We start from the raw sequence: 24,431 nt of genomic DNA on the forward strand, positions 1-24,431 counted from the left end.
TTGTTTTTAAGATCAAAAGATCGCAGCCTTCGGCAGCGCCTACAGGATGTGTATTCCAAGACAATAATCGTCAGGCCAGGTAGCCGTCGGCGCGCAGCAGGGTTTCCAGGCAGTGCTCGCTGATGTGGTAGAACGCCTTCAACTCGGCAATCTTCACCAACAGCTGCGCGGGGTCGACCGGCTCGGCGCGCTTCACCGCAAGAATCATCTTGTTCTTGTTGGTGTGATCGAGCGAGATGAATTCGAACACCTTGGTCTCATAACCACAGGCCTCAAGGAACAATGCGCGCAAGCTGTCAGTGACCATTTCCGCCTGCTGGCCCAGGTGCAAACCGTATTGCAGCATCGGCTTGAGCAGCGCCGGGCTCTGGATTTGCAGGCGAATCTGTTTGTGGCAGCACGGCGAGCACATGATGATCGACGCCCCCGAACGAATGCCGGTGTGGATCGCGTAGTCGGTAGCGATGTCGCAGGCATGCAGGGCGATCATCACGTCCAGTTCGCTCGGCGCGACACTGCGCACATCACCGCACTTGAACACCAGCCCCGGATGATCGAGTTTCGCCGCCGCAGCGTTGCACAGGTTGACCATGTCTTCACGCAGCTCGACGCCGGTGACTTCGCCTTCGGCCTTCAAGGTGTTGCGCAGGTAATCGTGAATCGCAAAGGTCAGGTACCCCTTGCCCGAACCGAAGTCGGCCACGCGTACCGGTTTGTCCAGCGCCAGCGGCGACGTGGTCAGCGCGTGGCTGAACACTTCGATGAACTTGTTGATCTGCTTCCACTTGCGCGACATCGCCGGGATCAGCTCTTGCTGCGCGTTGGTCACGCCGAGGTCCTTGAGGAACGGTCGGCTCAGTTCGAGGAAGCGGTTTTTTTCACGGTTGTGCTCGGCGGACGGCGCTTCGCGCAATTGCTGCGGTTGGCTCTTGAACAGCGAACTCTTGCCCTTTTTGCTGTATTCGAGCTGAGCTTCGTCAGTCACAGTGAGCAAATGCGCATTTTTGAACGCAGTCGGCAGCAGCGCGGCAATGGTTGCCACGGCTTCGCTCAGCGGCAGGTTTTTGGTGATGTCGCGGGTTTTGTAGCGATAGACAAAAGACAGGTGCGGCTGCGCCTTGACCGTCACTGCTTTGATGATGACCCGTTGCAAATCCGCTTCTTCACCGACGTATTTGGCCAGCACCAGTTTGATGAAACCGTTCTGGTCGAGGCTGGTCTGCAGCAGCTCGATGAACTGGGCGTGGTGATCGGGTGCAGGCTTGGTGGACGGCGCGGTAACGGACATGGAAAAGCGGCCTCGGACGGGCGAAATCGGGAATGGCGGGTATTTTAGGGGGGATGGGGGTTGGGGACACGCTCTTATTTACCCAACGGTACAATCCATTGTGGCGAGGGGATTTATCCCCGCTCGGCTGCGCAGCAGGCGCAAAATCTGAATGTCTGCTTTGATTGACACATCGCATGGGGCGGCTTCGCAGCCCAACGGGGATAAATCCCCTCGCCACAGGGGACTGCTGAGCCTGGGAGAATCAGGCCAACACCACCAACCGATTCGGTAATTCATTGCGTACCTGCGTCACCGGCACATGCACTTTCAGCAATGCCCCACACGCCTCAATGCACGTCACAAACCCTTCCAGCGTGCGCCCCTGCCGCACCTGCTCGGTAAACGCCGCGACAATCACATCCCAACGCTTGTTGTCCAGCCGCGTGGAAATCCCCTCATCCACCAGAATCTCCACATACCGCTCCGCCTCGCAGACAAAAATCAGCATGCCGGTGCTGCCCACCGTGTGATGCAGGTTCTGCTCGAGAAACTGCCTGCGCGCCAGGTTCGACGCACGCCAATGGCGTACGCGACGCGGCACCAGATGCGTGGTGATTTTCGGCAGACGAAACAGCAGGCACAGCACGATAAACGCGCCCCACTGCACCAGCAGCAGACTGTGCAGGGTCAGCCAGCCGGTCAGGTAATGCACGACACCCGGCACCACCAGCGCCAGCAAACTCGCCCACAGCAGCGGGATGTACGCGTAATCGTCGGCGCGCGCCGCGAGTACTGTCACCAGTTCGGCGTCGGTGTCGCGCTCGACCCGGGCAATGGCCTCGGCGACTTTGCGTTGTTGATGTTCGGTCAGTAGTGCCATGTCGAAAAGTGCCTGCTCATTATTGTTTTAATGTCACCAGCCGCCGGACGATCCACCGCCGCCGAAACTGCCCCCGCCACCGCTGAAGCCCCCGCCGCCACCGCCGCCGCCGCCACCGCCGCCGCCGCCAAAACCGCCACCACCAAAGCCGCCGCCTCCGCCACCACCGCCACGGCCGGCGGGAAGGATACCGAGCATCTGGAAGACAAACACCGCCAGGATGAACAGCATCAACAGAAAAACGAACAATCCGGGATGGCGCGAGATGAAATCATCGGACGGATCACCATTCGATTCATACACCGTCGACGGCTCGTCCAGCGGATTGCCGCCGAGCACCACCAACATCGCCGCGACGCCGTCGCTGATGCCTTTGCTGAAGTTGCCGGTCTTGAAGGCCGGTGTGATCACTTGATGGATGATCACCGACGTTTGCGCATCGGTGAGTCGATCTTCCAGACCATAACCGACTTCAATGCGCAGTTTGCGCTCGTCACGGGCGACGATCAGCAGCGCGCCGTTGTTCTTATCCTTCTGGCCGATGGCCCAGTGCCGACCGAGCTGAACACCGAAATCCTCGATGGTGGTGCCCTGCAGATTGGGCAGCGTGACCACCACCAATTGCTCGCCGGTCGCCTGTTCGTGGGCCTGCAACTGCTGATTCAATTGCGCACGCACCGACGGCTCGATCATCTGCGCGTCGTCCACCACCCGCCCACTCAGCGCCGGGAACGTCAACTCGGCCCGGGCGCTGAGGGCAAATACCCACAACACCAGCACCAGCCCCATCTTCAACACACGCATAAATATCCCCACCGCCCCCCTGTAGGAGCTGCCGCAGGCTGCGATCTTTTGATCTTGATTTTAAAAACCAACGTCAAAAGATCGCAGCCTTCGGCAGCTCCTACACAGGGGTTCTCAGAATTTCACTTCCGGGGCCTTTTCCGCACCGGGTGTGGTGGCTTCAAAGGTTTCGCGGATCGGCAGGTCGCTGTACATCACGCTGTGCCAGAGGCGACCGGGGAAGGTGCGGATTTCGGTGTTGTATTTCTGCACCGCCAGAATGAAATCGCGGCGCGCCACGGCGATGCGGTTTTCCGTGCCCTCAAGTTGCGATTGCAGGGCGAGGAAGTTCTGGTTGGCTTTCAAGTCCGGATAACGCTCGGAGACCACCATCAAGCGACTCAAGGCGCCAGTCAGTTGATCCTGTGCCTGCTGGAACTGCTTGAGCTTCTCGGGATTGTCGAGGGTGCTGGCGTCCACCTGAATCGAAGTGGCCTTGGCCCGCGCCTCGATCACCGCCGTCAGGGTTGCTTCCTCATGCTTGGCGTAGCCCTTCACCGTTTCCACCAGGTTGGGGATCAGGTCGGCGCGGCGCTGGTACTGATTCTGCACCTGGCCCCACGCCGCTTTGGCCTGCTCGTCGAGGGTCGGGATGTTGTTGATGCCGCACGCCGTCAGCAATGTGGCCATGACCAGTAACGTGGCGACCTGCAAGCGCGAGCGATAGGTTGGGCTGACATTCATCAGAGTGATGCTCCCTGGCACATTGGATTAAAAATCCGGTGGAGAAACATTCGCGACCGGCTCTTGGGGCATAATCGGCCGCGCCACTGGATTGGTACGGGTTAATGGGCTAAAAAGTGCCCTGCGCGATCACGCTGCCGAGGCTCGGCGGTCGTTTTTGGCTCGGTGTTTTCGAGCCTGCACCCGAACAACAATAGTCGCTCCCTAAATTTTGGCTGGCCGGTGTTGCATTGCCGCTTGGGCCCTAGAGAAAAATATTCATGAAGAAGCTGTGTTTGCTGGGTCTGTTCGTCAGCCTGGCCAGTCATCAAGTATTGGCCGCCACGACCCCGGTACCCCTGGAAAACAAGGACGCATTCATCAGCAACCTGATGAATCAGATGACCCTCGATGAGAAGATCGGCCAGTTGCGCCTGATCAGCATCGGCCCGGAGATGCCCCGCGAACTGATCCGCAAAGAGATTGCCGCCGGCAACATCGGTGGCACGTTCAACTCGATCACCCGCCCGGAAAACCGCCCGATGCAGGACGCCGCCATGCGCAGCCGTCTGAAGATCCCGATGTTTTTCGCCTATGACGTGATCCACGGTCACCGCACAATTTTCCCGATCCCGCTGGCCCTCGCGTCGAGCTGGGACATGGACGCCATCGGCCAGTCCGGCCGCGTCGCCGCCAAGGAAGCCGCTGCCGACAGCCTCGACATCACCTTCGCGCCGATGGTCGACATCTCCCGCGACCCGCGCTGGGGCCGCAGCTCCGAAGGTTTCGGTGAAGACACCTACCTGACCTCGCGCATCGCCGGCGTCATGGTGCGCGCCTATCAGGGCGCTACCCCGAGCGCGGCCGACAGCATCATGGCCAGCGTCAAACACTTCGCCCTGTATGGCGCGGTTGAAGGCGGTCGTGACTACAACACCGTCGACATGAGCCCGGTGAAGATGTACCAGGATTACCTGCCGCCGTACCGCGCCGCGATTGATGCTGGCGCCGGTGGCGTGATGGTTGCGCTGAACTCGATCAACGGCATTCCGGCCACGGCCAACACCTGGCTGATGAACGATCTGCTGCGCCGCGACTGGGGCTTCAAAGGCCTGGCGGTCAGCGACCACGGTGCGATCTTCGAACTGATCAAGCACGGTGTCGCCCGCGACGGTCGTGAAGCGGCGAAGCTGGCGATCAAGGCCGGCATCGACATGAGCATGAACGACACCCTCTACGGCAAAGAACTGCCGGGGCTGCTCAAGGCCGGCGAGATCGAACAGAAAGACATCGACAACGCCGTGCGCGAAGTGCTCGCCGCCAAGTACGACATGGGCCTGTTCAAGGACCCGTACCTGCGCATCGGCAAAGCTGAAGATGATCCGGCCGACACCTATGCCGAAAGCCGCCTGCACCGTGCCGAGGCCCGCGAAGTCGCGCGTCGCAGTCTGGTGTTGCTGAAGAATCAGAACGAAACGCTGCCACTGAAGAAAGACGCGAAAGTCGCACTGGTCGGCCCGTTGGCCAAAGCGCCGATCGACATGATGGGCAGTTGGGCCGCAGCAGGTAAACCAACGCAATCGGTGACCCTGTTCGACGGTATGAGCTCGGTGATCGGCCACAAGTCGAACCTGATCTACGCCCGTGGCGCCAACATCACCAGCGACAAGAAAGTGCTGGATTACCTGAACTTCCTCAACTTCGATGCCCCGGAAGTGGTCGATGACCCGCGTCCGGCCAACGTGCTGATCGACGAAGCAGTGAAAGCCGCCAAGGACGCTGACGTGATCGTTGCCGCCGTCGGCGAGTCCCGTGGCATGTCCCACGAATCCTCCAGCCGTACCGACCTGAACATCCCGGAAAACCAGCGTGAGCTGATCCGCGCACTGAAGGCCACCGGCAAACCGCTGGTGCTGGTACTGATGAACGGCCGTCCGCTGACCATTCTCGAAGAGAACCAGTCGGCTGATGCGATTCTGGAAACCTGGTTCAGCGGCACCGAGGGCGGCAACGCCATCGCCGACGTGCTGTTCGGCGACTACAACCCGTCGGGCAAACTGCCGGTGACCTTCCCGCGTTCCGTGGGCCAGATCCCGACCTACTACAACCACCTGAGCATTGGCCGGCCGTTCACGCCGGGCAAACCGGGTAACTACACCTCGCAGTATTTCGATGACACCACCGGGCCGCTGTTCCCATTCGGTTATGGCCTGAGCTACACCCATTTCGCCCTGAGCGACATGGCGCTGTCGTCGACCACGCTGAACGCCACTGGCAAACTCGACGCCAGCGTCATGCTGAAAAACACCGGCAAGCGTGACGGCGAAACCGTGGTGCAATTGTACATTCAGGACGTCACCGGTTCGATGATCCGCCCGGTGAAAGAACTGAAGAACTTCCAGAAGATCATGCTCAAGGCCGGCGAACAGAAAGTCGTGCACTTCACCATCACCGAGGATGACCTGAAGTTCTACAACGCCCAGCTCAAATACGCGGCAGAGCCAGGCAAGTTCAACGTGCAGATCGGCCTGGATTCGCAGGACGTGACACAGCAGAGCTTTGAACTGCTGTAACGAACGCCGCAGTACCCTTGTAGGAGTGAGCCTGCTCGCGATAGCGGTCATTCAGCTAAATCAACGCTGTCTGACACACCGCTATCGCGAGCAGGCTCACTCCTACATGTGTTTTGTGGGGTAGCGGTTATCCGCGGCGATCGAGAATGTTGACCACCACCCGATCCACCCAGCCCCAGATCCGCTGCTTGACCCGCCGCCACAACGGCCGGCGCTGCCACTCTTCCAGACTCACCCGCTGACTCAGCCCGAAGTCCTTCACAAAACTCGCCTGCACCGCTGCCGTCAACGACGGATCCAGCGCCTCCAGATTCGCCTCCAGATTGAAGCGCAGGTTCCAGTGATCGAAGTTGCACGAGCCGATGCTCACCCAATCGTCCACCAGCACCATTTTCAAATGCAAAAAGCACGGCTGATATTCAAAGATCTGCACCCCGGCCTTGAGCAGTCGCGGGTAGTAACGATGCCCGGCATAACGCACCGACGGGTGATCGGTGCGCGGCCCGGTCAGTAGCAAACGTACATCGACACCGCGCGCGGCAGCCTTGCGCAGGGAGCGGCGGATTTTCCAGGTTGGCAGGAAATACGGCGTGGCCATCCAGATGCGTTTTTGCCCACTGTTCAATGCACGGAACAATGATTGCAGAATGTCGCGATGTTGGCGGGCATCGGCATACGCCACGCGGCCCATGCCCTCGCCCTTGTCCGGCACGCGCGGCAACCGTGGCAGACCGAAATGCGCGGCCGGGCGCCATGCGCGGCGATAGCGGTTGGCGATCCACTGACGATCAAACAGCAATTGCCAGTCGATCACCAACGGCCCGCTGATCTCGACCATCACTTCGTGCCATTCGCTGGTGTCATGCCCCGGCGTCCAGAATTCGTCGGTGACGCCGGTGCCGCCGACCACCGCCAGTCGCTGATCAACCAGCAGTAATTTGCGGTGATCGCGATAGAAATTGCCGACCCAGCGCCGCCAGTTCAGCCGATTGTAGAAACGCAGTTCCACCCCGGCATGGGTCAGGCGCTGGCGCAGATTGAGGGTGAACGCGAGGCTGCCGTAATCGTCGAACAGGCAGCGCACGCGCACCCCACGTTCGGCCGCTAGCACCAGCGCTTGCACGATGGTTTCGGCACAAGCGCCGGCCTCTACCAGATACAGCTCAAGCTCGATCTGCTCCTGCGCGCCAGCGATCTGCTCAAGCATGCGCGGAAAGAATTGCGGGCCGTCGATCAACAGTTCGAACCGGTTGCCGTCACGCCATGGGAACACCGCGCCGCGCATGTCAGCGCGCCGTGAAAATCAGCACCGCACCCACCGGCACCGACAGACTGATGGCCGACAGGTCGGCGAGTTTGCGCAGGCTTTCCAGGCCCGGCGCCAAGTCAAAATCTTCGGCGTTGATCACCAGCGGTTCCAGGGTGACCACCTGAAAGCGTCGATCATCGAGACGCGTCGCCAGCAATTCGGCAGGGTATTCGTGTTGTTTGCCATGCAGGTTGACGGTCAGCGGCAGGCGCAATTCCAGCTGCGCGCCGGGGGCCAGATCGTTGATCGGGCGCAGGTCGATCTGGGTGGTGATGGTCGCTTCGGGGAATTGCTCGATCTGGAACAGCTCCTTGCGCATGCGCTCATCGCGCAGCGGGATGCCGCTGTTGATCGAGTCCAGCTCGACTTCGACTTCGGCGCGACCGTCGGGATCGACCTTGCCGTGCAGCACCAGAAAGCGCTGCACTTCGGAAATGTGGGCATTTTTCGTGCTGACGAACGACAGCCGCGACGACTCGCCGTCCAGATACCAATTGGCCTGCGCCGGCAGCGCGACGGCGGCGAGCAACAGGCTGGACAGGGTTGCACAGAGGGAGCGGTTGAACATTGAGGACTCGTGGGGCCGATAAACCTGCACGAACCTTAACTGGCTGGGGCGTTATTGCAAACTTTCACAGAGCTTCCGCTGATTTCCCTGGGTAAGGGGGATCCTGTGGCGATGGGATTTATCCCCGCTGGGCTGCGAAGCGGCCCCTTGCGGTGTGTCATTGAAACCCTACATTCAGGATTTGCGACTGCTGCGCAGCCGAGCGGGGATAAATCCCCTCGCCACAAAAACACCCTGAACCTCCAAAATCCATTCACCCCAAACATCGGCATTCATCGCACGCAACTCAGACGCAGAACCGCCTGCTGCGGAATGACGTTGGCCGCCTCCCCCGCTTGCAGTGCGCCGACGGTAACCACCGCTGCCTGCTGCGTATCAATGTTGCGCGCGACCACAGTTTGCAGCGCCATCACCACAATCGCCGCAGCCACCAGCGGATCGACCGTCAGGTGCGGCATCGAGCCGTGGCCGCCAACGCCTTCGATGACCACGTTGAGCAAGTCCTGCGAAGCCATCATCGGCCCTTCGCGAAAGCCCAGATGCCCGGCAGGCAGGCCCGGCATGTTGTGCATGCCGAACAATGCATCGCACGGGAAGCGTTCAAGCAGGCCAGAATGTGCTGATGTCGGGGCATGACGGTTCTCCTCGCGCGGGTGTTCCCGGTCTTGTTGTTTGCAATGAATTCGCGACACGTTGAGAGGCAGGTCGTGCTCACTGCCAGATAACCGCGAGATGCGCGCGAGGACAATCGAATGTGGTTCCACAGAGTGGAACCCGAGATCTTCTGGCTCTGCGAACACCTTGTGAACCGACACAAACCCTGTGGGAGCTGGCTTGCCAGCGATAGCGTCGGCACAGGCGATATTTTTTGACTGACACACCGCCATCGCTGGCAAGCCAGCTCCCACAGGGTTCTCTATTTACAGGGTTAAGATGATCCCCCTTGGATCAGGGATTGAGGCGGCAGCCCTGGCGTTCGCTTTGCCATTGGGCGCGGTGGCTGCGGCCCATGCCGCTGACGGTGATGGTTTTGCGGGCAGGGTCATCGCTGAACTGGCTGATCGGCAGCCACTGTTTTACGTAGCCACGGCAGTATTCGGCGTCGTTGTTCATTACGTAGCGGCACGAGCAATATTCCTTGGCGGTGTAGGCGCTGATGATGTCCGGGAAGGCCCACACATTTTCACGCTCGTAGACCATCCAGCCGAGCAGAAGAACCAGCAGCAACAGCGAAAAACGCTTCATGGCCGCACCGCCTTCAGCACGCGCTTGAGCAACTCGTTATGACGGTAGCTGCCATCGCGATCATCGCCATAACGGACGATCACCAGTTTCTCGCTGGGAATCACATACAGCGCCTGCCCCCAATGGCCGAGGGCAGCAAAGGTATCGGGCGGCGCATCGGGCCACGGTGATGCCGCGCCATCTACCGCACGATTGAGCCACCACTGCCCGCCGGGCACGGCTTCGTCCTGATGGGCCTGGTAACCGGCGAACGGTTTCAGGTTGAACCCGAGCCAATCCTTGGGCAGCAACTGCTGGGCATCCCAACGCCCGTCGCGGGCCATCAACAGCCCGACTCGCGCCAGATCCCGTGCGGTGAGATAGGCGTAAGACGAAGCGACAAAAGTACCCGTCGCATCGGTTTCCCACACGGCGTGGTGGATGCCCAAAGGCTCAAACAGCGCTGTCCACGGATAGTCGGGATAACGCTGCGGGCCGACGATGTTTTTCAATGCGGCGGCGAGCAGATTGCTGTCGCCGCTGGAGTAACGGAAGGCCTGCCCCGGCGCAGCGTAGCTGTCTTGTTCGGCAGTGAACGCGGCCATGTCGCGATGACCACGGGTGTAGAGCATCGCCACTACCGAAGATTTTAGCGGCGCGTATTCGTAATCTTCCTGCCAGTCGATGCCCGAGGCCCAGTGGAGCAAATCAGCGATTTTTATCTCCCGGTGTTTTGCCAGCGGCGGGTAAAACTTTACGGCCGGGTCTTCGAGTTTGAACAGGCCTTCGCCGTACGCCACACCGAGCACGGTGGCCATCAGGCTTTTGCTGATCGACCAGGTCAGGTGCGGGGTGTGTTCGGTGGTCGCGCCGGCGTAGTGTTCGTAGATGATCTGGCCGTCGCGGATGATCAGCAAGGCGTCGGTGCGGATGCCTTGGCGGGTGGTGTCGTCGCGGGGTGGGAAGGCGTAACTTTCCAGCGCCCCTGTATCGGTGATGGTCGCGCCGATTGGCCACTGCTCGCCAGGCCATTGTTCGGCGTGAACGGTGCAACTGATCAACAGTAGAAACAGCGACAGGCCTTTGCACATGGTGAAGTCTCGGCAGACAAGTGTGCTGATCCTAGCCCGGAAAAATGACAATCTGCCCTGTAGGAGCTGCCGCAGGCTGCGATCTTTTGACGTTGTTTTTGAAAGACAAGATCAAAGGATCGCAGCCTGCGGCAGCTCCTACAGGGGACGTTGAAAAGCTTTGGCCAGGCGTTTGGCTCGGGCGGCGGAGGCCAACCGCATCACTCCTTGATCGCGCTGCCACATCATCGCCCACTCCGGATTACCGTCGCACAACGCCTGACTCACCTCGCCCTCCAGCGAATCAAACTGCGCAAACAACCCACCCAACAACACATGCCCGGCCGGATTGTTCGGCGGTTGCCGACTCGCCTCCGCACACCCGGCCAACAGCGCCAGCAAGCGCAATTGCAGCGCTTGCGGCCAATCGCTGTCCTGCCCGACGCCATACAGCCACGCGGTCATCGCGCTCAACACATAGACATCTTCAAGGGTACGGAACGGTTTCACATAAGCGTCCCAACCATCCCCCGCCAACAACTCACACTGCGCGTCATCGAGCAGCAACCGGCCATGACTGATGTCCGGCATCAACGGCAGCGCCGGCAGTTTTTCCACGCTCACGCCGGGTTCGCCGCGATACACCACGGCCAGACTCAGACGCGCACTTTCGCCGGGTTCTTCACTGCGCGCGGCAATCAACAGCCAGTCCGCCGCATCGCCGGCGGTGACGAAATCCTTGCGTCCGCTCAGGCGCAAATCGCTCAGTCGCGTTTGCATATCCGCCGGGCGCAGGCTGCGCTGTTCGGTCGCACACAACGCACCGAGGCTCAGCGGCGCGCTCGGCCACAACATGCGCAATGCCGCCTGATAACCGACCAGAAACGCCAGCCCCGGCGTCGCCATCCGCCGCCCACCGGCGACCGCCAATTCGAACGGTGTGACGTTGCCCAGTTGCTGCAACAACGTCGCAAAACCCTCGGCCAGGTCAGCAACGGCGGGCAATCGTTCACGGCTGTGCAGCAGATCTGGCCAGGGCATAAGAGGCTCCTTGTGGGCTGTCATATAAGCATCACCGAACGTTCATGGCGATGACACCGGGGCTACATAGCCTGACTTTGCACAACACGGCTGCATAAAGAAAGTCGATCGGCTGCAACCCACGACGGGTTCAAGGCCCGTACGGAGATTCACATGACTCAGATCGCCCGCATCAGCGACACCGGCAATGAACGCCGCCTGCAAGCCGAACGCCTGATCGGCGCCGAGGCCTTGCAGCAAGCCCAGGCCTTGCGCTTCAACGTCTTCAGCGGCGAGTTCAACGCCAAGCTGAAAGGCGCGGAACTGGGCCTGGACATGGATGATTATGATGTTCACTGCAGCCACATCGGCGTGCGTGACTTGAACACCGGGCGCCTGGTGGCGACCACGCGTCTGCTCGATCACACCGCCGCCAGCAGCCTCGGCAAGTTCTACAGCGAAGAAGAATTCAGCCTGCATGGCCTGGCGCATCTGCAAGGTCCGATCCTCGAAATCGGCCGCACCTGCGTCGACCCGGCGTACCGCAACGGTGGCACCATTGCAGTGTTGTGGGGCGAGTTGGCCGAGGTGTTGAATCAGGGCGGCTACAGCTATCTGATGGGTTGCGCGAGCATTCCGATGCAGGACGGCGGCGTTCAGGCGCACGCGATCATGCAGCGCCTGCGCGAACGCTATCTGTGCACCGAACACCTGCGCGCCGAGCCGAAGAAACCGCTGCCGACGCTGGATATTCCATCGAACGTGATCGCGGAAATGCCGCCGCTGCTCAAGGCCTATATGCGTCTGGGCGCGAAGATCTGCGGCGAGCCGTGCTGGGACGAAGACTTCCAGGTCGCCGACGTGTTCATCCTGCTCAAGCGCGACGAACTCTGCCCGCGCTACGCCAAGCACTTCAAGGCGGCCGTGTGATGAACCGGCTGCGGGTGTACGCGCGGATCGCGCGGGTGCTGCTGGTGGTCTCGCTCGGTTTGACCATGGCCAGCGTGTTCGGCGTGTTCGAACGCATTGGTCTGGCGCATTCGATGGAGCGGCGTCAGCGCTGGTCGCGTTTTTTCATGGCACGTCTGAGCAATGCCCTGCCCTTTCGCATGACTGTGCACGGCGAGCTGCCCAGGCAGCCGATGTTGTGGGTCAGCAATCATGTGTCGTGGACGGACATTCCGTTGCTCGGCATGCTCACGCCGCTGTCGTTTCTGTCCAAGGCTGAAGTGCGCACCTGGCCGGTGGCCGGTTGGCTCGCGGCCAAGGCTGGCAGCCTGTTCATCCGCCGTGGTTCGGGCGACAGCGAGTTGATCCGCAAGCAGATGACCCGTCACCTGCAAACCGCTCACCCGCTGCTGATGTTCCCGGAAGGCACCACCACCGATGGCCGCTCGCTGCGCACGTTTCACGGTCGCTTGCTGGCGGCGGCGATTGATTCCGAGGTGATGCTGCAACCGGTGGCGATCCGTTATCTGCGTGATGGCGAGATCGATGCGCTGGCGCCGTTCATTGGCGACGATGATTTGCTCTCGCACCTGATGCGCCTGTTCAGCAACGATTGCGGGGATGTCGAAGTTCACCTGCTCAAGCCAATTGCCTGTCAGGGTCGCGAACGTGCGGCGCTGGCGTTCGAGGCGCAGCAGGCGGTGCAGAAGGCGTTGTTTGGATCGATCCCGAAAGCCCGACAATCACCCATACGCCCTGCAATCGCTGCCTGAAAATACAAACTCTGAAATCACCCTAAGACCCTGTGGGAGCTGGCTTGCCAGCGATAGCGGCAGACCAGTCGACATCTAAGCTGGATGTGCCGCCGCCATCGCTGGCAAGCCAGCTCCCACAGGGATTCAGGTTGTCTGAGAGAGTTGAGAAAAGTGCTGGAGATGCGGGTAGAAGAGCCGGAAGTCTTCACTGAGCGGCTCATACAACCGCCGCAACTCCTGCATCGCCCCCGCCAGTTCCTCTGGCCGGCTCAGCCGCCGCGAGATCCCGCGCAACACCTGCTCCAGCACTTCAAATTCCTGATACGAACCCAACCAGTCATTGGCGACCATGTGCGGCGCAATCTTCGCCAGTCGCTCGGGCAACTGCTGCTCATGGGTGAGTACCCGATAAACGTCTGCGGTGAAGATCTCCAGCGGTTGATCGGCGTACAACTGCCAGTCTCGCGCCAAACAGTGATCGAAAAACACATCGAGCACGATTCCCGCATAACGCCGCCGCGTATCGGTAAACCGCCCCAAGGCGATGTCCACCAGCGGATGGCGATCGGTAAACACGTCAATCCGTCGATGCAGTTGAATCGCCGCTTCCACCTCCGGCGCAAACTGCCCTTGCAACCGACCTTTGACGAAGTCGCCATACAGGCTGCCGAGCAGTTGACCGGGGCGCTGGCCACCGAGGTGTAAATGTGCAAGATAGTTCATGGGCGCAGCTTAGCACCGCGCCCTGCAATCGACACCTCACCATATCGTTATAACCCGATATACCGATTTATGCGCTCATCAGATCAAAATCATATTGGTATATCGCGAAATACCGATTTAAAGTTCGCCTCATCGCGATATAGCGTTGTACACAACCGAGCACCCTGCCATGAACCTTGACCTCGACGAAATAATAAAAGCCCTGGCGCACCCAGTACGGCGAGACATCCTCAACTGGCTGAAAGACCCGAAAGCCGAGTTTCCGGAACAACTGCACAACCACGAGTACGGCATCTGCGCCGGACAGATCGATCAGCGCTGCGGCCTGTCGCAGTCGACCGTTTCTGCCCACCTCGCGACGTTGCAACGCGCAGGACTGATCAGCAGCCAGAAGGCCGGGCAGTGGCATTTTTTCAAACGTAACGAGGACGTGATCCAGGCGTTCCTCAGCACCCTCAGTAAAGAGCTCTGACCCTTAACGTCAGCCAGCCGACAAGGAAACACGCATGCCCCTCTCGCTACTCATCCTCGCCTTGAGCGCCTTCGCCATCGGCACTACCGAATTCGTCATCATGGGCCTGTTGCCCGATGTCGCGGCTGACCTCGGTGTGTCGATCCCCGGCGCCGGCTGGCTGGTGACCGGTTACGCCCTGGGCGTGGCCATCGGCGCGCCATTCATGGCCATGGCCACCGCCAAACTGCCGCGTAAAGCGGCACTGGTCGCGTTGATGGGCATCTTTATTGTCGGCAACCTGCTCTGTGCCATGGCCAGTGATTACAACGTGCTGATGTTCGCCCGAGTGATCACCGCGCTGTGCCACGGTGCGTTCTTCGGTATCGGTTCGGTGGTGGCGGCCAACTTGGTGCCGGCCAACAAGCGTGCATCGGCGGTGGCCTTGATGTTCACCGGTCTGACTTTGGCCAACGTGCTTGGCGTGCCGTTGGGCACTGCGCTGGGTCAGCAATACGGCTGGCGCTCGACCTTCTGGGCGGTGACCGTGATTGGTGTAATTGCGCTGATCGGCCTGATCCGCTTCCTGCCAGCCAAGCGCGATGAGGAAAAACTCGACATGCGCGCCGAACTCGCCGCCCTCAAAGGCGCCGGTATCTGGCTGTCGCTGAGCATGACCGCGCTGTTCGCCGCCTCCGTCTTCACCCTGTTCACCTACGTCGCGCCGTTGCTCGGCGAAGTCACCGGCGTGTCGCCGCGTGGCGTGACCTGGACGCTGATGCTGATCGGCCTGGGCCTGACCGTCGGCAACATCATCGGCGGCAAGCTCGCCGACAAAGGCATGGCCGCCACGCTGATCGGCGTATTCATCGCCATGGCCGTGGTCTCCACCGTGCTGACCTGGACCAGCGTCGCGCTGATCCCGACTGAAATCACTCTGTTCCTCTGGGCCACCGCGTGTTTCGCCGCCGTGCCTGCACTGCAAGTCAACGTGGTGACCTTCGGCAAAGCTGCACCGAACCTGGTCTCGACCCTGAACATCGGCGCCTTCAACGTCGGCAACGCCCTCGGCGCCTGGGTCGGCGGCAGCGTCATCGCCCACGGCTATGGCCTGACCAGCGTGCCACTCGCGGCCGCCGCCCTGGCAGTGCTCGCCCTGCTGGTGACCCTGATTACTTTCCGTCAGAACGGCAATACCGATCTGGCCCCCGCTACTCACTGATTAACTTTCACCTACGAGGGTTGTAGACATGGCAACTATTTTCGATCCAATCAAACTCGGCGACGTCGAGCTGGCCAACCGCATCATCATGGCTCCACTGACCCGCTGCCGCGCCGATGAAGGCCGCGTACCGAATGCGTTGATGGCTGAATATTATGTCCAGCGCGCCTCCGCCGGCCTGATCCTCAGCGAAGCCACTTCGGTGACGCCGATGGGCGTGGGCTACCCGGACACCCCGGGCATCTGGTCCAACGATCAAGTGCGCGGCTGGGCCAACGTGACCAAAGCCATTCACGGCGCTGGCGGCAAGATCTTCCTGCAACTGTGGCACGTCGGTCGCGTCTCGCACCCCTCGTACCTCAATGGTGAAGCGCCGGTTGCCCCGAGCGCCATTCAGCCAAAAGGCCACGTCAGCCTGGTTCGCCCGATGGCCGACTACCCAACACCACGTGCACTGGAAACCGCTGAAATCGCCGACATCGTCGACGCCTACCGCACCGGTGCCGAGAACGCCAAAGCCGCCGGTTTTGACGGCGTGGAAATCCACGGTGCCAACGGTTACCTGCTCGACCAGTTCCTGCAAAGCAGCACCAACCAGCGCACCGACAACTACGGTGGCTCTTTGGAAAACCGTGCGCGTCTATTGCTGGAAGTGACTGACGCTGCGATCGAAGTCTGGGGTGCCGGCCGTGTCGGTGTACACCTGGCACCGCGCGCCGACTCCCACGACATGGGTGACGACAACCTGGCGGAAACCTTCACCTACGTCGCACGTGAATTGGGCAAACGCGGCATCGCGTTCATCTGCTCCCGTGAGAAAGAAGGCGCCGACAGCCTCGGCCCGCAACTGAAAGAAGCCTTCGGCGGTCCGTACATCGCCAACGAGAAATTCACCAAAGACAGCGCCAACGCATGGTTGGCCAGCGGCAAGGCTGACGCTGTGGCGTTTGGCGTACCGTTCATTGCCAACCCGGATCTGCCGGCTCGCTTGCAGGCCGATGCGCCGTTGAATGAAGCGCGCCCGGAGTTGTTCTACGCTAAAGGCCCGGTGGGTTATATCGACTACCCGACGCTGTAAGCCGTACTACGAAAAAAACAAAAGCCCCGACGTGTAAACGTCGGGGCTTTTTTATTAGCCTCCCTCCATGCAACTTACCACTGTATACATAACGGGCAATCATTCTACATATCCGCAAATACAAGCCCGAATGAACTTCCTGTTGATGATTGATAGTTTTATTCAAACATCAAAAGGAGCTGCACCATGGAAGGTAATACCGGTATCAACATTGATGACTACGAAGATTTCGAAGAATACGAAATCATTGAGCAGGTCGACCTCGCTTCGGTGAATTCGACACTGGTGTTTGCACTGGCACAGATCAACCCGTTCGCCGCGGCTATTCTGCAGACTGCCCTGGCGGGCCTTTCTCCTGAGAAAGTGCTCGCCCTCGAGGATAAATCACAGATCCCTGCGGCCCTCCTCGACCACTTCAAGCAGGCCAATGATGCGGAACAGGATGAATGGAACAGCATTTCGCGCATTGGCTCTTGTACGAGCATCCTGTTCAACATTTATAACAACACCAACGAAGTGTTCACATTGCGCCATGCCAACTGGGACCACAGCCGCGTAGCCACTTCCGACTTCGACATTGAGCCCATGCAAACCATGAGCTTTACTTTGCGCCACGAAATACCGGTGGTTAAAGTCAGTTCAAAAACCAAAGGCCCGACAACGATCAATCATGGTTTCTCGTATGCAAGCGAGTCGTACGGTTTCGAGTTTTCGACGCTACTGAAACTCAAGAAAAAGTACTCTACGTTTTCGTTCTCGCCACCGACCATTCCTCATCGCGAGCATAAAGTCGCTTCGACGGGACGCAAGGCCTTGCGCTGCAGTTCGAAAATCTCGCGCGCGCTGCCGAATCGCCCTTACAGCTACGCGGTAGCCATCACACTGGGCTGACAGATCAACGACACTGACAGGTGCCTCGCAACGGGGCACTTTTGCATCGGCTGTTCGCGTATTGCCGCGCAAGCTGCCGGATGCGGCCCGTACGATCATATCCGGGCAACAATTTTCCTACAAAATAGCCCGGCATCCGGCTGTCAACGGACAAACCGAGCGTATATAAATGCACTCTTGCTCAACCCCTCACGTGGTAAAACTCTGTTCACCTGCGAAGGCTGTCATTACTTTCATTTGCGCAGGCTCGGGCTCAAGCGCAGCATATCCAGTCCTGTATCGACCCAACGCTCGGCCTCGGCATGCAGCTCAAAGCTGTCCGGTGCCAGAAGCCAGCCATACAGGAGGCCATCGATATAAGCATGAATGCTGATGGCCGCACGGGCAGTGTCGAGATCTTCCGGCAACTGGCCGCGATTCACCGCATTACGCAAGGTCAGGCCGATACGCAGATTGCAATCGAGGCTGGCCGTCCGGCGCTGCTGGCGCAAATCGCACATTTCATCGGTGAATTCGCACTTATGAAACAGAATTTCGTTGATACGCCGGGTTTTCGGGTCCAGCGCAACTTGATGAAACAAATGAATCAGCAATTTGCGCATGCAGCCCAGCGGGTCAAGTTCGTCCTCGCTTTCACTGGCCTTGGCCAATTCATCCAGCGGCTCATGCAGGCTGTCGAGCATGGCCTGAACCAGGTCGGCCTTGTTGCTGAAATGCCAGTAGATCGCGCCGCGCGTCACGCCGGCCATGGTCGCGATGTCCGCCAGCGTCGTACGAGCGACACCCCTTTCATAAAAGGCTTTCTCCGCCGCTTCCAGAATCTGGCTGCGGGTTTCTTGAGCTTCCTCTTTGGTACGACGGACCATGGCAGTAAAACCTCAAACAGGATGTTTCAGGGATGGCTGAATATCCGCTGAATAAAGTGGGGGCGATCTCTCGTGAATCGGCTCCCCGGCCTACAATTTCAAACCTTGCGACGTGTTTTGTACCAGGGTGGGTACGACGCCAAGGTGTTTACAAACAACCATGAACGTAAGTATATTACTTAGCAAGCTACTTATCCACCCGGCATCATTTTTTTACCCTTCCACACTTCTTGTGCGCTTTTCGCGCGCCTGACCCGAGGATCTTCATGCAATTCAAGCCAGCTGTTACCGCTCTGGTCACTGCCGTCGCCCTGGCATCGCTGCTCAGCGGATGTAAAAAGGAAGAAGCGGCACCGGCCGCTCCGCCCCCTCAGGTCGGCGTCGTCACCCTGCAACCACAAGCGTTTACCCTCACTTCCGAGCTGCCAGGTCGCACCAGTGCGTTCCGCATCGCTGAAGTGCGTCCACAGGTCAACGGCATCATTCTCAAACGTCTGTTCAAGGAAGGCGGCGATGTCAAAGCCGGCCAGCAGCTGTATCAGATCGATCCGTCGGTCTATGAAGCGACCCTGAAAAGCGCCGAAGCCAACCTGCGTTCGACCAAGTCGATCTCCGACCGCTACAAGCAACTGGTCGATGAGCAGGCTGTCAGCCGCCAGGAATACGACACCGCCGTGTCCAACCGCATGGAATCGGAAGCGTCGTTGCAGACCGCGCAGATCAACGTGCGTTACACCAAGGTCTACGCGCCGATTTCCGGTCGCATTGGCCGTTCTTCGGTGACCGAAGGTGCGTTGGTCAGCAATGGTCAGACCGACGCGATGGCGACCATTCAGCAACTGGACCCGATCTACGTCGACGTCACCCAGTCATCGGTTGAACTGCTGGAATTGCGCCGCGAGCTGGAAAGCGGTCGTCTGCAGAAGTCCGGCGAAAACTCGGCAGCGGTCAAACTGACCCTGGAAGACGGCAGCCAGTACAAGCTCGACGGTAAGCTGGAATTCTCCGAAGTCACGGTCGACCCGACTACCGGTTCGGTGACTCTGCGTGCGGTGTTCCCGAACCCGGATCACACCCTGCTGCCGGGCATGTTCGTCCGCGCCCAGTTGCAGGCCGGTGTCAACGCCGCGGCCATTCTGGCGCCGCAACAAGGTGTGACCCGCGACCTCAAAGGCACCCCGACCGCACTGGTCGTCGGCGCCGACAACAAGGTCGAATTGCGTCAGCTCAAGGCCAGCCGCACCGTCGGCAGCCAGTGGCTGATTGAAGACGGCTTGAAGGCGGGCGACCGTCTGATCACCGAAGGCCTGCAATACGTGCGCCCGGGTGTTCAGGTCAACCCGACCGAAGCCACCAATGTCGGCAACAAGAACCCGGCCCCCGCTCAGGCAGCTGACAAAGCCGCCGGCGGCAAAGGGGAGTAATTCATGTCAAAATTCTTCATCGACCGTCCGATTTTCGCCTGGGTAATTGCCCTGGTGATCATGTTGGTCGGGGCACTTTCGATCCTGAAATTGCCGATCAACCAGTACCCGAGCATTGCGCCTCCGGCCATTGCGATCTCCGTGACCTACCCGGGCGCTTCGGCGCAAACCGTGCAGGACACCGTGGTCCAGGTGATCGAGCAGCAGCTCAACGGTATCGACAACCTGCGTTATGTGTCCTCGGAAAGTAACTCCGACGGCAGCATGACCATCACCGCGACCTTCGAGCAAGGCACCAACTCCGACACCGCGCAGGTACAGGTTCAGAACAAGCTGAACCTCGCCACCCCGCTGTTGCCGCAGGAAGTGCAGCAACAAGGTATCCGCGTGACCAAGGCAGTGAAAAACTTCCTCTTGGTGATTGGCGTGGTATCGCGTGACGGCAGCATGACCAAGGACGACCTGTCCAACTACATCGTGTCGAACATGCAGGATCCGATCTCGCGGACCGCCGGTGTCGGTGACTTCCAGGTCTTCGGTGCCCAGTACGCGATGCGCATCTGGCTCGACCCGGCCAAGTTGAACAAGTACAACCTGACTCCAGGCGATGTCAGCACCGCGATCTCGGCACAGAACGTTCAGGTGTCTTCCGGTCAGCTCGGCGGTTTGCCGGCGCTGCCTGGCCAGCAACTGAACGCCACGATCATCGGCAAGACCCGTCTGCAGACTGCCGAGCAGTTCAAGGCAATTCTGCTGAAGGTCAACCAGGACGGCTCGCAAGTGCGTGTCGGCGACGTCGCTGACGTCGGTCTGGGCGGTGAAAACTCGAGCATTTCCGCGCAGTTCAACGGCAGCCCGGCCTCGGGTCTGGCGGTGAAACTGGCCAACGGTGCCAACGCCCTCGACACCGCCAAAGCGCTGCGCAAGACGATTGACGACCTCAAGCCGTTCTTCCCGCAAGGCATGGAAGTGGTGTTCCCGTACGACACCACCCCGGTGGTGACCGAATCGATCAAGGGTGTGGTTGAAACCCTGGTCGAAGCGATCGTGCTGGTGTTCCTGGTGATGTTCCTGTTCCTGCAGAACTTCCGCGCCACCGTCATCACCACGATGACCGTGCCGGTGGTATTGCTGGGTACATTCGGCATCCTCGCGGCATTCGGTTTCAGCATCAACACCCTGACCATGTTCGGTATGGTGTTGGCCATCGGCTTGCTGGTGGACGATGCCATCGTCGTGGTGGAAAACGTCGAGCGGGTGATGAGCGAAGAAGGCTTGTCACCGAAGGAAGCGACCAAGAAGTCCATGGGACAGATCCAGGGCGCACTGGTCGGCATTGCGCTGGTTCTGTCGGCGGTACTGCTGCCGATGGCGTTCTTCAGCGGCTCTACCGGTGTGATCTACAAGCAGTTCTCGATCACTATCGTTTCGGCCATGGCGCTGTCGGTAATGGTTGCGCTGATCTTCACCCCGGCCCTTTGCGCGACCATGCTCAAAGCGATTCCGAAAGGTGAACACGGCACGCCGAAGAAAGGTTTCTTCGGCTGGTTCAACCGCAACTTCGACCGTGGCGTGCAGAGCTATGAGCGCGGTGTTGGCAACATGCTGTCGCGCAAAGCACCGTACCTGCTGGCTTACCTGCTGATCGTGGTCGGCATGATCTGGCTGTTCACGCGCATTCCGACTGCGTTCCTGCCGGAAGAAGACCAGGGCGTACTGTTCGCCCAGGTGCAGACCCCGGCCGGTTCGAGTGCCGAGCGTACTCAGGTGGTGATCGACGAAATGCGCAGCTACCTGCTGGATAAAGAAGCAGGCGCAGTGTCCTCGGTGTTCACCGTGAACGGCTTCAACTTCGCCGGTCGCGGTCAGAGCTCGGGTCTGGCGTTCATCATGCTCAAGCCGTGGGACGAGCGTAACGCGGACAACAGCGTGTTTGCCCTGGCCCAACGTGCCCAGCAGCACTTCTTCACTTTCCGCGACGCGATGGTGTTTGCTTTCGCCCCGCCAGCGGTACTGGAGTTGGGTAACGCCACCGGTTTCGACGTGTTTCTGCAAGACCGCGCCGGTATCGGTCACGACAAGCTGATGGAAGCGCGTAACCAGTTCCTGGGCCTCGCCGCTCAGAGCAAGGTGCTCTATCAGGTGCGTCCGAACGGCCTGAACGATGAACCGCAATACCACTTGGAAATCGACGACGAGAAAGCCCAGGCCCTTGGCTTGAGCCTGACCGACATCAACAGCACGCTGTCGATCTCCTTCGGTAGTAGCTACGTCAACGACTTCATCGACCGTGGTCGTGTGAAGAAGGTTTACGTGCAAGGTCAGGCCGGTGCTCGCATGAGCCCGGAAGACTTGAAGAAATGGTACGTGCGCAACAACGCCGGGACCATGGTGCCGTTCTCCGCCTTCGCCAAAGGCGAATGGATCTACGGTTCGCCGAAGCTGGCCCGTTACAACGGCGTGGAAGCGATGGAAGTGCTCGGTTCTCCGGCGCCGGGTTACTCCACCGGTGAAGCGATGGCCGAAGTCGAAGCGATTGCCAAGAAGCTGCCGGCGGGTGTCGGTATCTCCTGGACCGGTCTGTCCTATGAAGAACGTCTGTCGGGTTCGCAAGCGCCGGCGCTGTACGCCCTGTCGCTGCTGATGGTGTTCCTGTGTCTGGCGGCGCTGTACGAGAGCTGGTCGATTCCGATCGCCGTTATGCTCGTGGTACCGCTGGGTATCATCGGTGCACTGCTGGCCACCAGCCTGCGCGGTCTGTCCAACGACGTGTACTTCCAGGTGGGACTGTTGACGACCATCGGTCTGGCGGCCAAAAACGCCATTCTGATCGTCGAGTTCGCCAAGGAACTGCATGAACAGGGCCGCAGTCTGCGTGATGCGGCGATTGAAGCCTGCCGCATGCGTCTGCGACCGATCATCATGACGTCGCTGGCCTTCGTCCTCGGTGTTGTGCCGTTGGCGATCTCCACCGGCGCCGGTTCAGGCAGTCAGCACGCGATCGGTACCGGCGTGATTGGCGGTATGCTCACGGCAACGATCCTGGCGATCTTCTGGGTCCCACTGTTCTTCGTCACGGTTTCGTCCATCGGCCAGCGTAAAATCGCCGATCCAGATGACGATGCTAAAGAAACTCCTAAAGAGGCTGGCCAATGAGCAAGTCGCTACTCTCCATCGCAGTCGCCGCCTTCGTGCTGAGCGGTTGCTCGCTGATACCTGACTATCAGCAGCCTGAGGCTCCGGTCGCAGGTCAGTACCCGCAGGGGCCGGCGTATTCGCCGGCCCAGGCACCGGCGCAAGCCGCTGCCGAGCAGGGCTGGAAACAGTTTTTCCACGACCCGGCCCTGCAACAGCTGATCCAGGTGTCCCTGGAAAACAACCGCGACCTGCGTGTCGCGGCACTGAACATCGACGCGTATGCGGCTCAATACCGCATTCAGCGTGCCGACCTGTACCCGGCGATTTCGGCCAATGGCACTGGCAGCCGTCAACGTCTCCCTGAGCGCGCTTCGCAGACCGGCGAGTCGATGATCAGCAGCTCGTACTCGGCCACCGTTGGCATCAGCGCCTACGAACTCGACCTGTTCGGTCGCGTTCGCAGCCTGAGCGAACAAGCGCTGCAACAATACTTCGCCACGGAAGAAGCGCGCCGCAGCACCCAGATCAGTCTGGTGGCCAGCGTCGCCAACGCTTACCTGACCTGGCAAGCGGACAAGGAACTGCTCAAGCTGACCCAAGACACCCTCGGTGCCTTTGAAGAAAGCTACAAGCTGACCAGCCGCAGCAACGAAGTCGGTGTCGCTTCGGCACTGGATCTGGCGCAGTCGCGCACCTCGGTGGAAAACGCCCGTGCGCAACTGGCGCGTTACACCCGCCAGGTCGCGCAGGACGAAAACAGCCTGACCCTGCTGCTCGGTACCGGTATCCCGGCCAACCTGCAAGCGGCCAAACCGCTGTCGGATGATCTGCTCAGCGACGTGCCGGCCGGTCTGCCATCGGATCTGCTGCAACGTCGTCCGGACATTCTGCAAGCCGAGCACAACCTGAAAGCGGCCAACGCCAACATCGGCGCAGCCCGTGCAGCGTTCTTCCCGAGCATCAGCCTGACCGCCAACGCGGGCACACTGAGCCCGGACCTGTCCGGTCTGTTCAAGGGTGGTTCGGGTACATGGCTGTTCTCGCCGCAGATCAACCTGCCGATCTTCAACGCCGGCAGCCTGCGCGCCAGCCTCGACTACGCCAAGATCCAGAAGGACATTGGCGTGGCGAACTACGAGAAGTCCATTCAAACGGCCTTCCAGGAAGTCGCCGACGGCCTGGCCGCCCGCCAGACCTACACCGAGCAGCTGCAAGCGCAGCGTGACTTCGTTCAGGCCAACCAGGATTACTACCGCCTGGCCGAGCGTCGCTACCGCATCGGTGTCGACAGCAACCTGACCTTCCTCGATGCCCAGCGTCAGTTGTTCAGCGCGCAACAAGCACTGATCACCGACCGCCTCGCGCAGCTGACCAGTGCGGTCAACCTGTACAAGGCCCTGGGTGGCGGCTGGAATGCGCAGACCGCGCAAAACGAGCCGGTGAAAGAAGAAGCGCCGAAGATGAGATTGTTCTGATCATCATCCGGTAAAAACAAGAAGCCCACCGATTGGTGGG

Annotated in this window: 21 protein-coding genes and 1 pseudogene; 10 read left to right on the forward strand and 12 right to left on the reverse strand. The window is 60.0% G+C overall.

Annotation, left to right across the window (positions count from 1 at the left end; genetic code table 11):
- Positions 1–70: 70 nt before the first annotated feature.
- From ACZZ0B_RS19275 to ACZZ0B_RS19290, 4 genes are all read right to left on the reverse strand, one after another.
- On the reverse strand, positions 71–1,288 hold the full coding sequence (locus tag ACZZ0B_RS19275; protein ID WP_463546008.1) for a class I SAM-dependent methyltransferase: 1,218 nt from the start codon (positions 1,286–1,288) through the stop codon (positions 71–73).
- 244 nt (positions 1,289–1,532) lie between these two features.
- On the reverse strand, positions 1,533–2,150 hold the full coding sequence (locus tag ACZZ0B_RS19280) for a TPM domain-containing protein (protein WP_463546009.1): 618 nt from the start codon (positions 2,148–2,150) through the stop codon (positions 1,533–1,535).
- A 33-nt stretch (positions 2,151–2,183) separates the two neighbouring features.
- Positions 2,184–2,954: a TPM domain-containing protein gene (locus ACZZ0B_RS19285; protein WP_463546010.1), complete on the reverse strand. Its 771-nt coding sequence runs from the start codon at positions 2,952–2,954 to the stop codon at positions 2,184–2,186.
- A gap of 114 nt (positions 2,955–3,068) precedes the next feature.
- Positions 3,069–3,677: a LemA family protein gene (locus ACZZ0B_RS19290; RefSeq protein ID WP_008080121.1), complete on the reverse strand. Its 609-nt coding sequence runs from the start codon at positions 3,675–3,677 to the stop codon at positions 3,069–3,071.
- Between the two features lie 260 nt (positions 3,678–3,937).
- Between ACZZ0B_RS19290 and bglX the strand changes: the two genes are divergently transcribed.
- Complete coding sequence (gene bglX / locus ACZZ0B_RS19295; RefSeq protein WP_463546011.1) at positions 3,938–6,229, forward strand: beta-glucosidase BglX; 2,292 nt, start codon at positions 3,938–3,940, stop codon at positions 6,227–6,229.
- A gap of 127 nt (positions 6,230–6,356) precedes the next feature.
- Here bglX and ACZZ0B_RS19300 read toward each other — a convergent pair whose 3' ends face one another.
- The 6 genes and pseudogenes from ACZZ0B_RS19300 to ACZZ0B_RS19325 form a co-directional block, all read right to left on the reverse strand.
- Complete coding sequence (locus ACZZ0B_RS19300; protein WP_008080118.1) at positions 6,357–7,514, reverse strand: phospholipase D-like domain-containing protein; 1,158 nt, start codon at positions 7,512–7,514, stop codon at positions 6,357–6,359.
- Between the two features lies 1 nt (position 7,515).
- Entirely contained in the window at positions 7,516–8,106 is a 591-nt protein-coding gene (locus ACZZ0B_RS19305) for a YceI family protein (protein WP_158829322.1), read from the reverse strand.
- A 284-nt stretch (positions 8,107–8,390) separates the two neighbouring features.
- Positions 8,391–8,720 (reverse strand): annotated as a pseudogene (locus tag ACZZ0B_RS19310) (peptidase dimerization domain-containing protein); the annotation flags it as partial.
- Positions 8,721–9,054: 334 nt separating this feature from the next.
- On the reverse strand, positions 9,055–9,351 hold the full coding sequence (locus tag ACZZ0B_RS19315) for an amidase (protein ID WP_463546012.1): 297 nt from the start codon (positions 9,349–9,351) through the stop codon (positions 9,055–9,057).
- Positions 9,348–10,421: a serine hydrolase domain-containing protein gene (locus tag ACZZ0B_RS19320; RefSeq protein ID WP_463546013.1), complete on the reverse strand. Its 1,074-nt coding sequence runs from the start codon at positions 10,419–10,421 to the stop codon at positions 9,348–9,350. The genes ACZZ0B_RS19315 and ACZZ0B_RS19320 overlap by 4 nt, the downstream gene beginning before the upstream one ends.
- A gap of 138 nt (positions 10,422–10,559) precedes the next feature.
- Complete coding sequence (locus tag ACZZ0B_RS19325; RefSeq protein WP_463546014.1) at positions 10,560–11,441, reverse strand: acyl-CoA dehydrogenase middle domain-containing protein; 882 nt, start codon at positions 11,439–11,441, stop codon at positions 10,560–10,562.
- A 153-nt stretch (positions 11,442–11,594) separates the two neighbouring features.
- On the opposite strand from ACZZ0B_RS19325, the gene olsB reads away from it, so the two are divergent.
- A complete protein-coding gene (gene olsB, locus ACZZ0B_RS19330; RefSeq protein ID WP_008080112.1) occupies positions 11,595–12,350 on the forward strand; it encodes an L-ornithine N(alpha)-acyltransferase in 756 nt (251 codons plus the stop codon).
- Positions 12,350–13,141: a lysophospholipid acyltransferase family protein gene (locus ACZZ0B_RS19335; RefSeq protein WP_463546015.1), complete on the forward strand. Its 792-nt coding sequence runs from the start codon at positions 12,350–12,352 to the stop codon at positions 13,139–13,141. Before olsB ends, ACZZ0B_RS19335 begins: the two co-directional genes overlap by 1 nt.
- A gap of 126 nt (positions 13,142–13,267) precedes the next feature.
- Here the strand turns inward: ACZZ0B_RS19335 and ACZZ0B_RS19340 are convergent, their stop codons facing one another.
- The gene (locus tag ACZZ0B_RS19340) at positions 13,268–13,846 is read right to left on the reverse strand and encodes an acyl carrier protein phosphodiesterase (protein WP_463546016.1); all 579 of its coding nucleotides are present in this window, start codon (positions 13,844–13,846) and stop codon (positions 13,268–13,270) included.
- Between the two features lie 169 nt (positions 13,847–14,015).
- Here ACZZ0B_RS19340 and ACZZ0B_RS19345 point away from each other — a divergent pair, with 169 nt between their 5' ends.
- The 4 genes from ACZZ0B_RS19345 (at position 14,016) to ACZZ0B_RS19360 (ending at position 17,488) form a co-directional block, all read left to right on the forward strand.
- Positions 14,016–14,318, forward strand: a complete 303-nt coding sequence (locus ACZZ0B_RS19345; protein WP_008080109.1) for an ArsR/SmtB family transcription factor — start codon at positions 14,016–14,018, stop codon at positions 14,316–14,318.
- Positions 14,319–14,352: 34 nt separating this feature from the next.
- Positions 14,353–15,519, forward strand: a complete 1,167-nt coding sequence (locus tag ACZZ0B_RS19350) for an MFS transporter (protein ID WP_008080108.1) — start codon at positions 14,353–14,355, stop codon at positions 15,517–15,519.
- Positions 15,520–15,547: 28 nt separating this feature from the next.
- Entirely contained in the window at positions 15,548–16,597 is a 1,050-nt protein-coding gene (locus tag ACZZ0B_RS19355; protein ID WP_463546017.1) for an alkene reductase, read from the forward strand.
- A 186-nt stretch (positions 16,598–16,783) separates the two neighbouring features.
- Entirely contained in the window at positions 16,784–17,488 is a 705-nt protein-coding gene (locus ACZZ0B_RS19360; protein WP_463546018.1) for a hypothetical protein, read from the forward strand.
- Between the two features lie 233 nt (positions 17,489–17,721).
- Here the strand turns inward: ACZZ0B_RS19360 and emhR are convergent, their stop codons facing one another.
- Positions 17,722–18,354, reverse strand: a complete 633-nt coding sequence (gene emhR / locus ACZZ0B_RS19365) for an efflux system transcriptional repressor EmhR (RefSeq protein ID WP_008080104.1) — start codon at positions 18,352–18,354, stop codon at positions 17,722–17,724.
- A gap of 266 nt (positions 18,355–18,620) precedes the next feature.
- On the opposite strand from emhR, the gene ACZZ0B_RS19370 reads away from it, so the two are divergent.
- The 3 genes from ACZZ0B_RS19370 to emhC are packed head-to-tail and all read left to right on the forward strand — an operon-like array spanning position 18,621 to position 24,391.
- Positions 18,621–19,778: an efflux RND transporter periplasmic adaptor subunit gene (locus tag ACZZ0B_RS19370; protein ID WP_463546019.1), complete on the forward strand. Its 1,158-nt coding sequence runs from the start codon at positions 18,621–18,623 to the stop codon at positions 19,776–19,778.
- A 3-nt stretch (positions 19,779–19,781) separates the two neighbouring features.
- Positions 19,782–22,934 carry an efflux RND transporter permease subunit EmhB gene (gene emhB, locus ACZZ0B_RS19375; protein WP_008080102.1) on the forward strand — a complete coding sequence of 1,051 codons (3,153 nt, stop codon included), beginning with the start codon at positions 19,782–19,784 and terminating at the stop codon, positions 22,932–22,934.
- Positions 22,931–24,391, forward strand: coding sequence for an efflux RND transporter outer membrane subunit EmhC (emhC, locus tag ACZZ0B_RS19380; protein ID WP_008080101.1), 1,461 nt, complete (start codon positions 22,931–22,933; stop codon positions 24,389–24,391). The genes emhB and emhC overlap by 4 nt, the downstream gene beginning before the upstream one ends.
- Positions 24,392–24,431 lie beyond the last annotated feature (40 nt).

The organism is Pseudomonas sp. AC247, from assembly GCF_979258015.1.

Excerpts from the sequence above, each read along its gene's own strand:
- ACZZ0B_RS19325 (WP_463546014.1), bottom strand. The coding sequence starts at position 11,441 with ATGCCCTGGCCAGATCTGCTGCACAGCCGTGAACGATTGCCCGCCGTT.
- ACZZ0B_RS19305 (WP_158829322.1), bottom strand. The coding sequence starts at position 8,106 with ATGTTCAACCGCTCCCTCTGTGCAACCCTGTCCAGCCTGTTGCTCGCC.
- ACZZ0B_RS19345 (WP_008080109.1), top strand. The coding sequence starts at position 14,016 with ATGAACCTTGACCTCGACGAAATAATAAAAGCCCTGGCGCACCCAGTA.
- ACZZ0B_RS19290 (WP_008080121.1), bottom strand. The coding sequence starts at position 3,677 with ATGAATGTCAGCCCAACCTATCGCTCGCGCTTGCAGGTCGCCACGTTA.
- ACZZ0B_RS19370 (WP_463546019.1), top strand. The coding sequence starts at position 18,621 with ATGCAATTCAAGCCAGCTGTTACCGCTCTGGTCACTGCCGTCGCCCTG.
- ACZZ0B_RS19360 (WP_463546018.1), top strand. The coding sequence starts at position 16,784 with ATGGAAGGTAATACCGGTATCAACATTGATGACTACGAAGATTTCGAA.
- ACZZ0B_RS19340 (WP_463546016.1), bottom strand. The coding sequence starts at position 13,846 with ATGAACTATCTTGCACATTTACACCTCGGTGGCCAGCGCCCCGGTCAA.
- ACZZ0B_RS19275 (WP_463546008.1), bottom strand. The coding sequence starts at position 1,288 with ATGTCCGTTACCGCGCCGTCCACCAAGCCTGCACCCGATCACCACGCC.
- ACZZ0B_RS19355 (WP_463546017.1), top strand. The coding sequence starts at position 15,548 with ATGGCAACTATTTTCGATCCAATCAAACTCGGCGACGTCGAGCTGGCC.
- ACZZ0B_RS19280 (WP_463546009.1), bottom strand. The coding sequence starts at position 2,150 with ATGGCACTACTGACCGAACATCAACAACGCAAAGTCGCCGAGGCCATT.
- emhB (WP_008080102.1), top strand. The coding sequence starts at position 19,782 with ATGTCAAAATTCTTCATCGACCGTCCGATTTTCGCCTGGGTAATTGCC.
- ACZZ0B_RS19285 (WP_463546010.1), bottom strand. The coding sequence starts at position 2,954 with ATGCGTGTGTTGAAGATGGGGCTGGTGCTGGTGTTGTGGGTATTTGCC.
- ACZZ0B_RS19320 (WP_463546013.1), bottom strand. The coding sequence starts at position 10,421 with ATGTGCAAAGGCCTGTCGCTGTTTCTACTGTTGATCAGTTGCACCGTT.
- ACZZ0B_RS19300 (WP_008080118.1), bottom strand. The coding sequence starts at position 7,514 with ATGCGCGGCGCGGTGTTCCCATGGCGTGACGGCAACCGGTTCGAACTG.
- ACZZ0B_RS19315 (WP_463546012.1), bottom strand. The coding sequence starts at position 9,351 with ATGAAGCGTTTTTCGCTGTTGCTGCTGGTTCTTCTGCTCGGCTGGATG.
- bglX (WP_463546011.1), top strand. The coding sequence starts at position 3,938 with ATGAAGAAGCTGTGTTTGCTGGGTCTGTTCGTCAGCCTGGCCAGTCAT.
- ACZZ0B_RS19335 (WP_463546015.1), top strand. The coding sequence starts at position 12,350 with ATGAACCGGCTGCGGGTGTACGCGCGGATCGCGCGGGTGCTGCTGGTG.
- ACZZ0B_RS19350 (WP_008080108.1), top strand. The coding sequence starts at position 14,353 with ATGCCCCTCTCGCTACTCATCCTCGCCTTGAGCGCCTTCGCCATCGGC.
- emhC (WP_008080101.1), top strand. The coding sequence starts at position 22,931 with ATGAGCAAGTCGCTACTCTCCATCGCAGTCGCCGCCTTCGTGCTGAGC.
- olsB (WP_008080112.1), top strand. The coding sequence starts at position 11,595 with ATGACTCAGATCGCCCGCATCAGCGACACCGGCAATGAACGCCGCCTG.
- emhR (WP_008080104.1), bottom strand. The coding sequence starts at position 18,354 with ATGGTCCGTCGTACCAAAGAGGAAGCTCAAGAAACCCGCAGCCAGATT.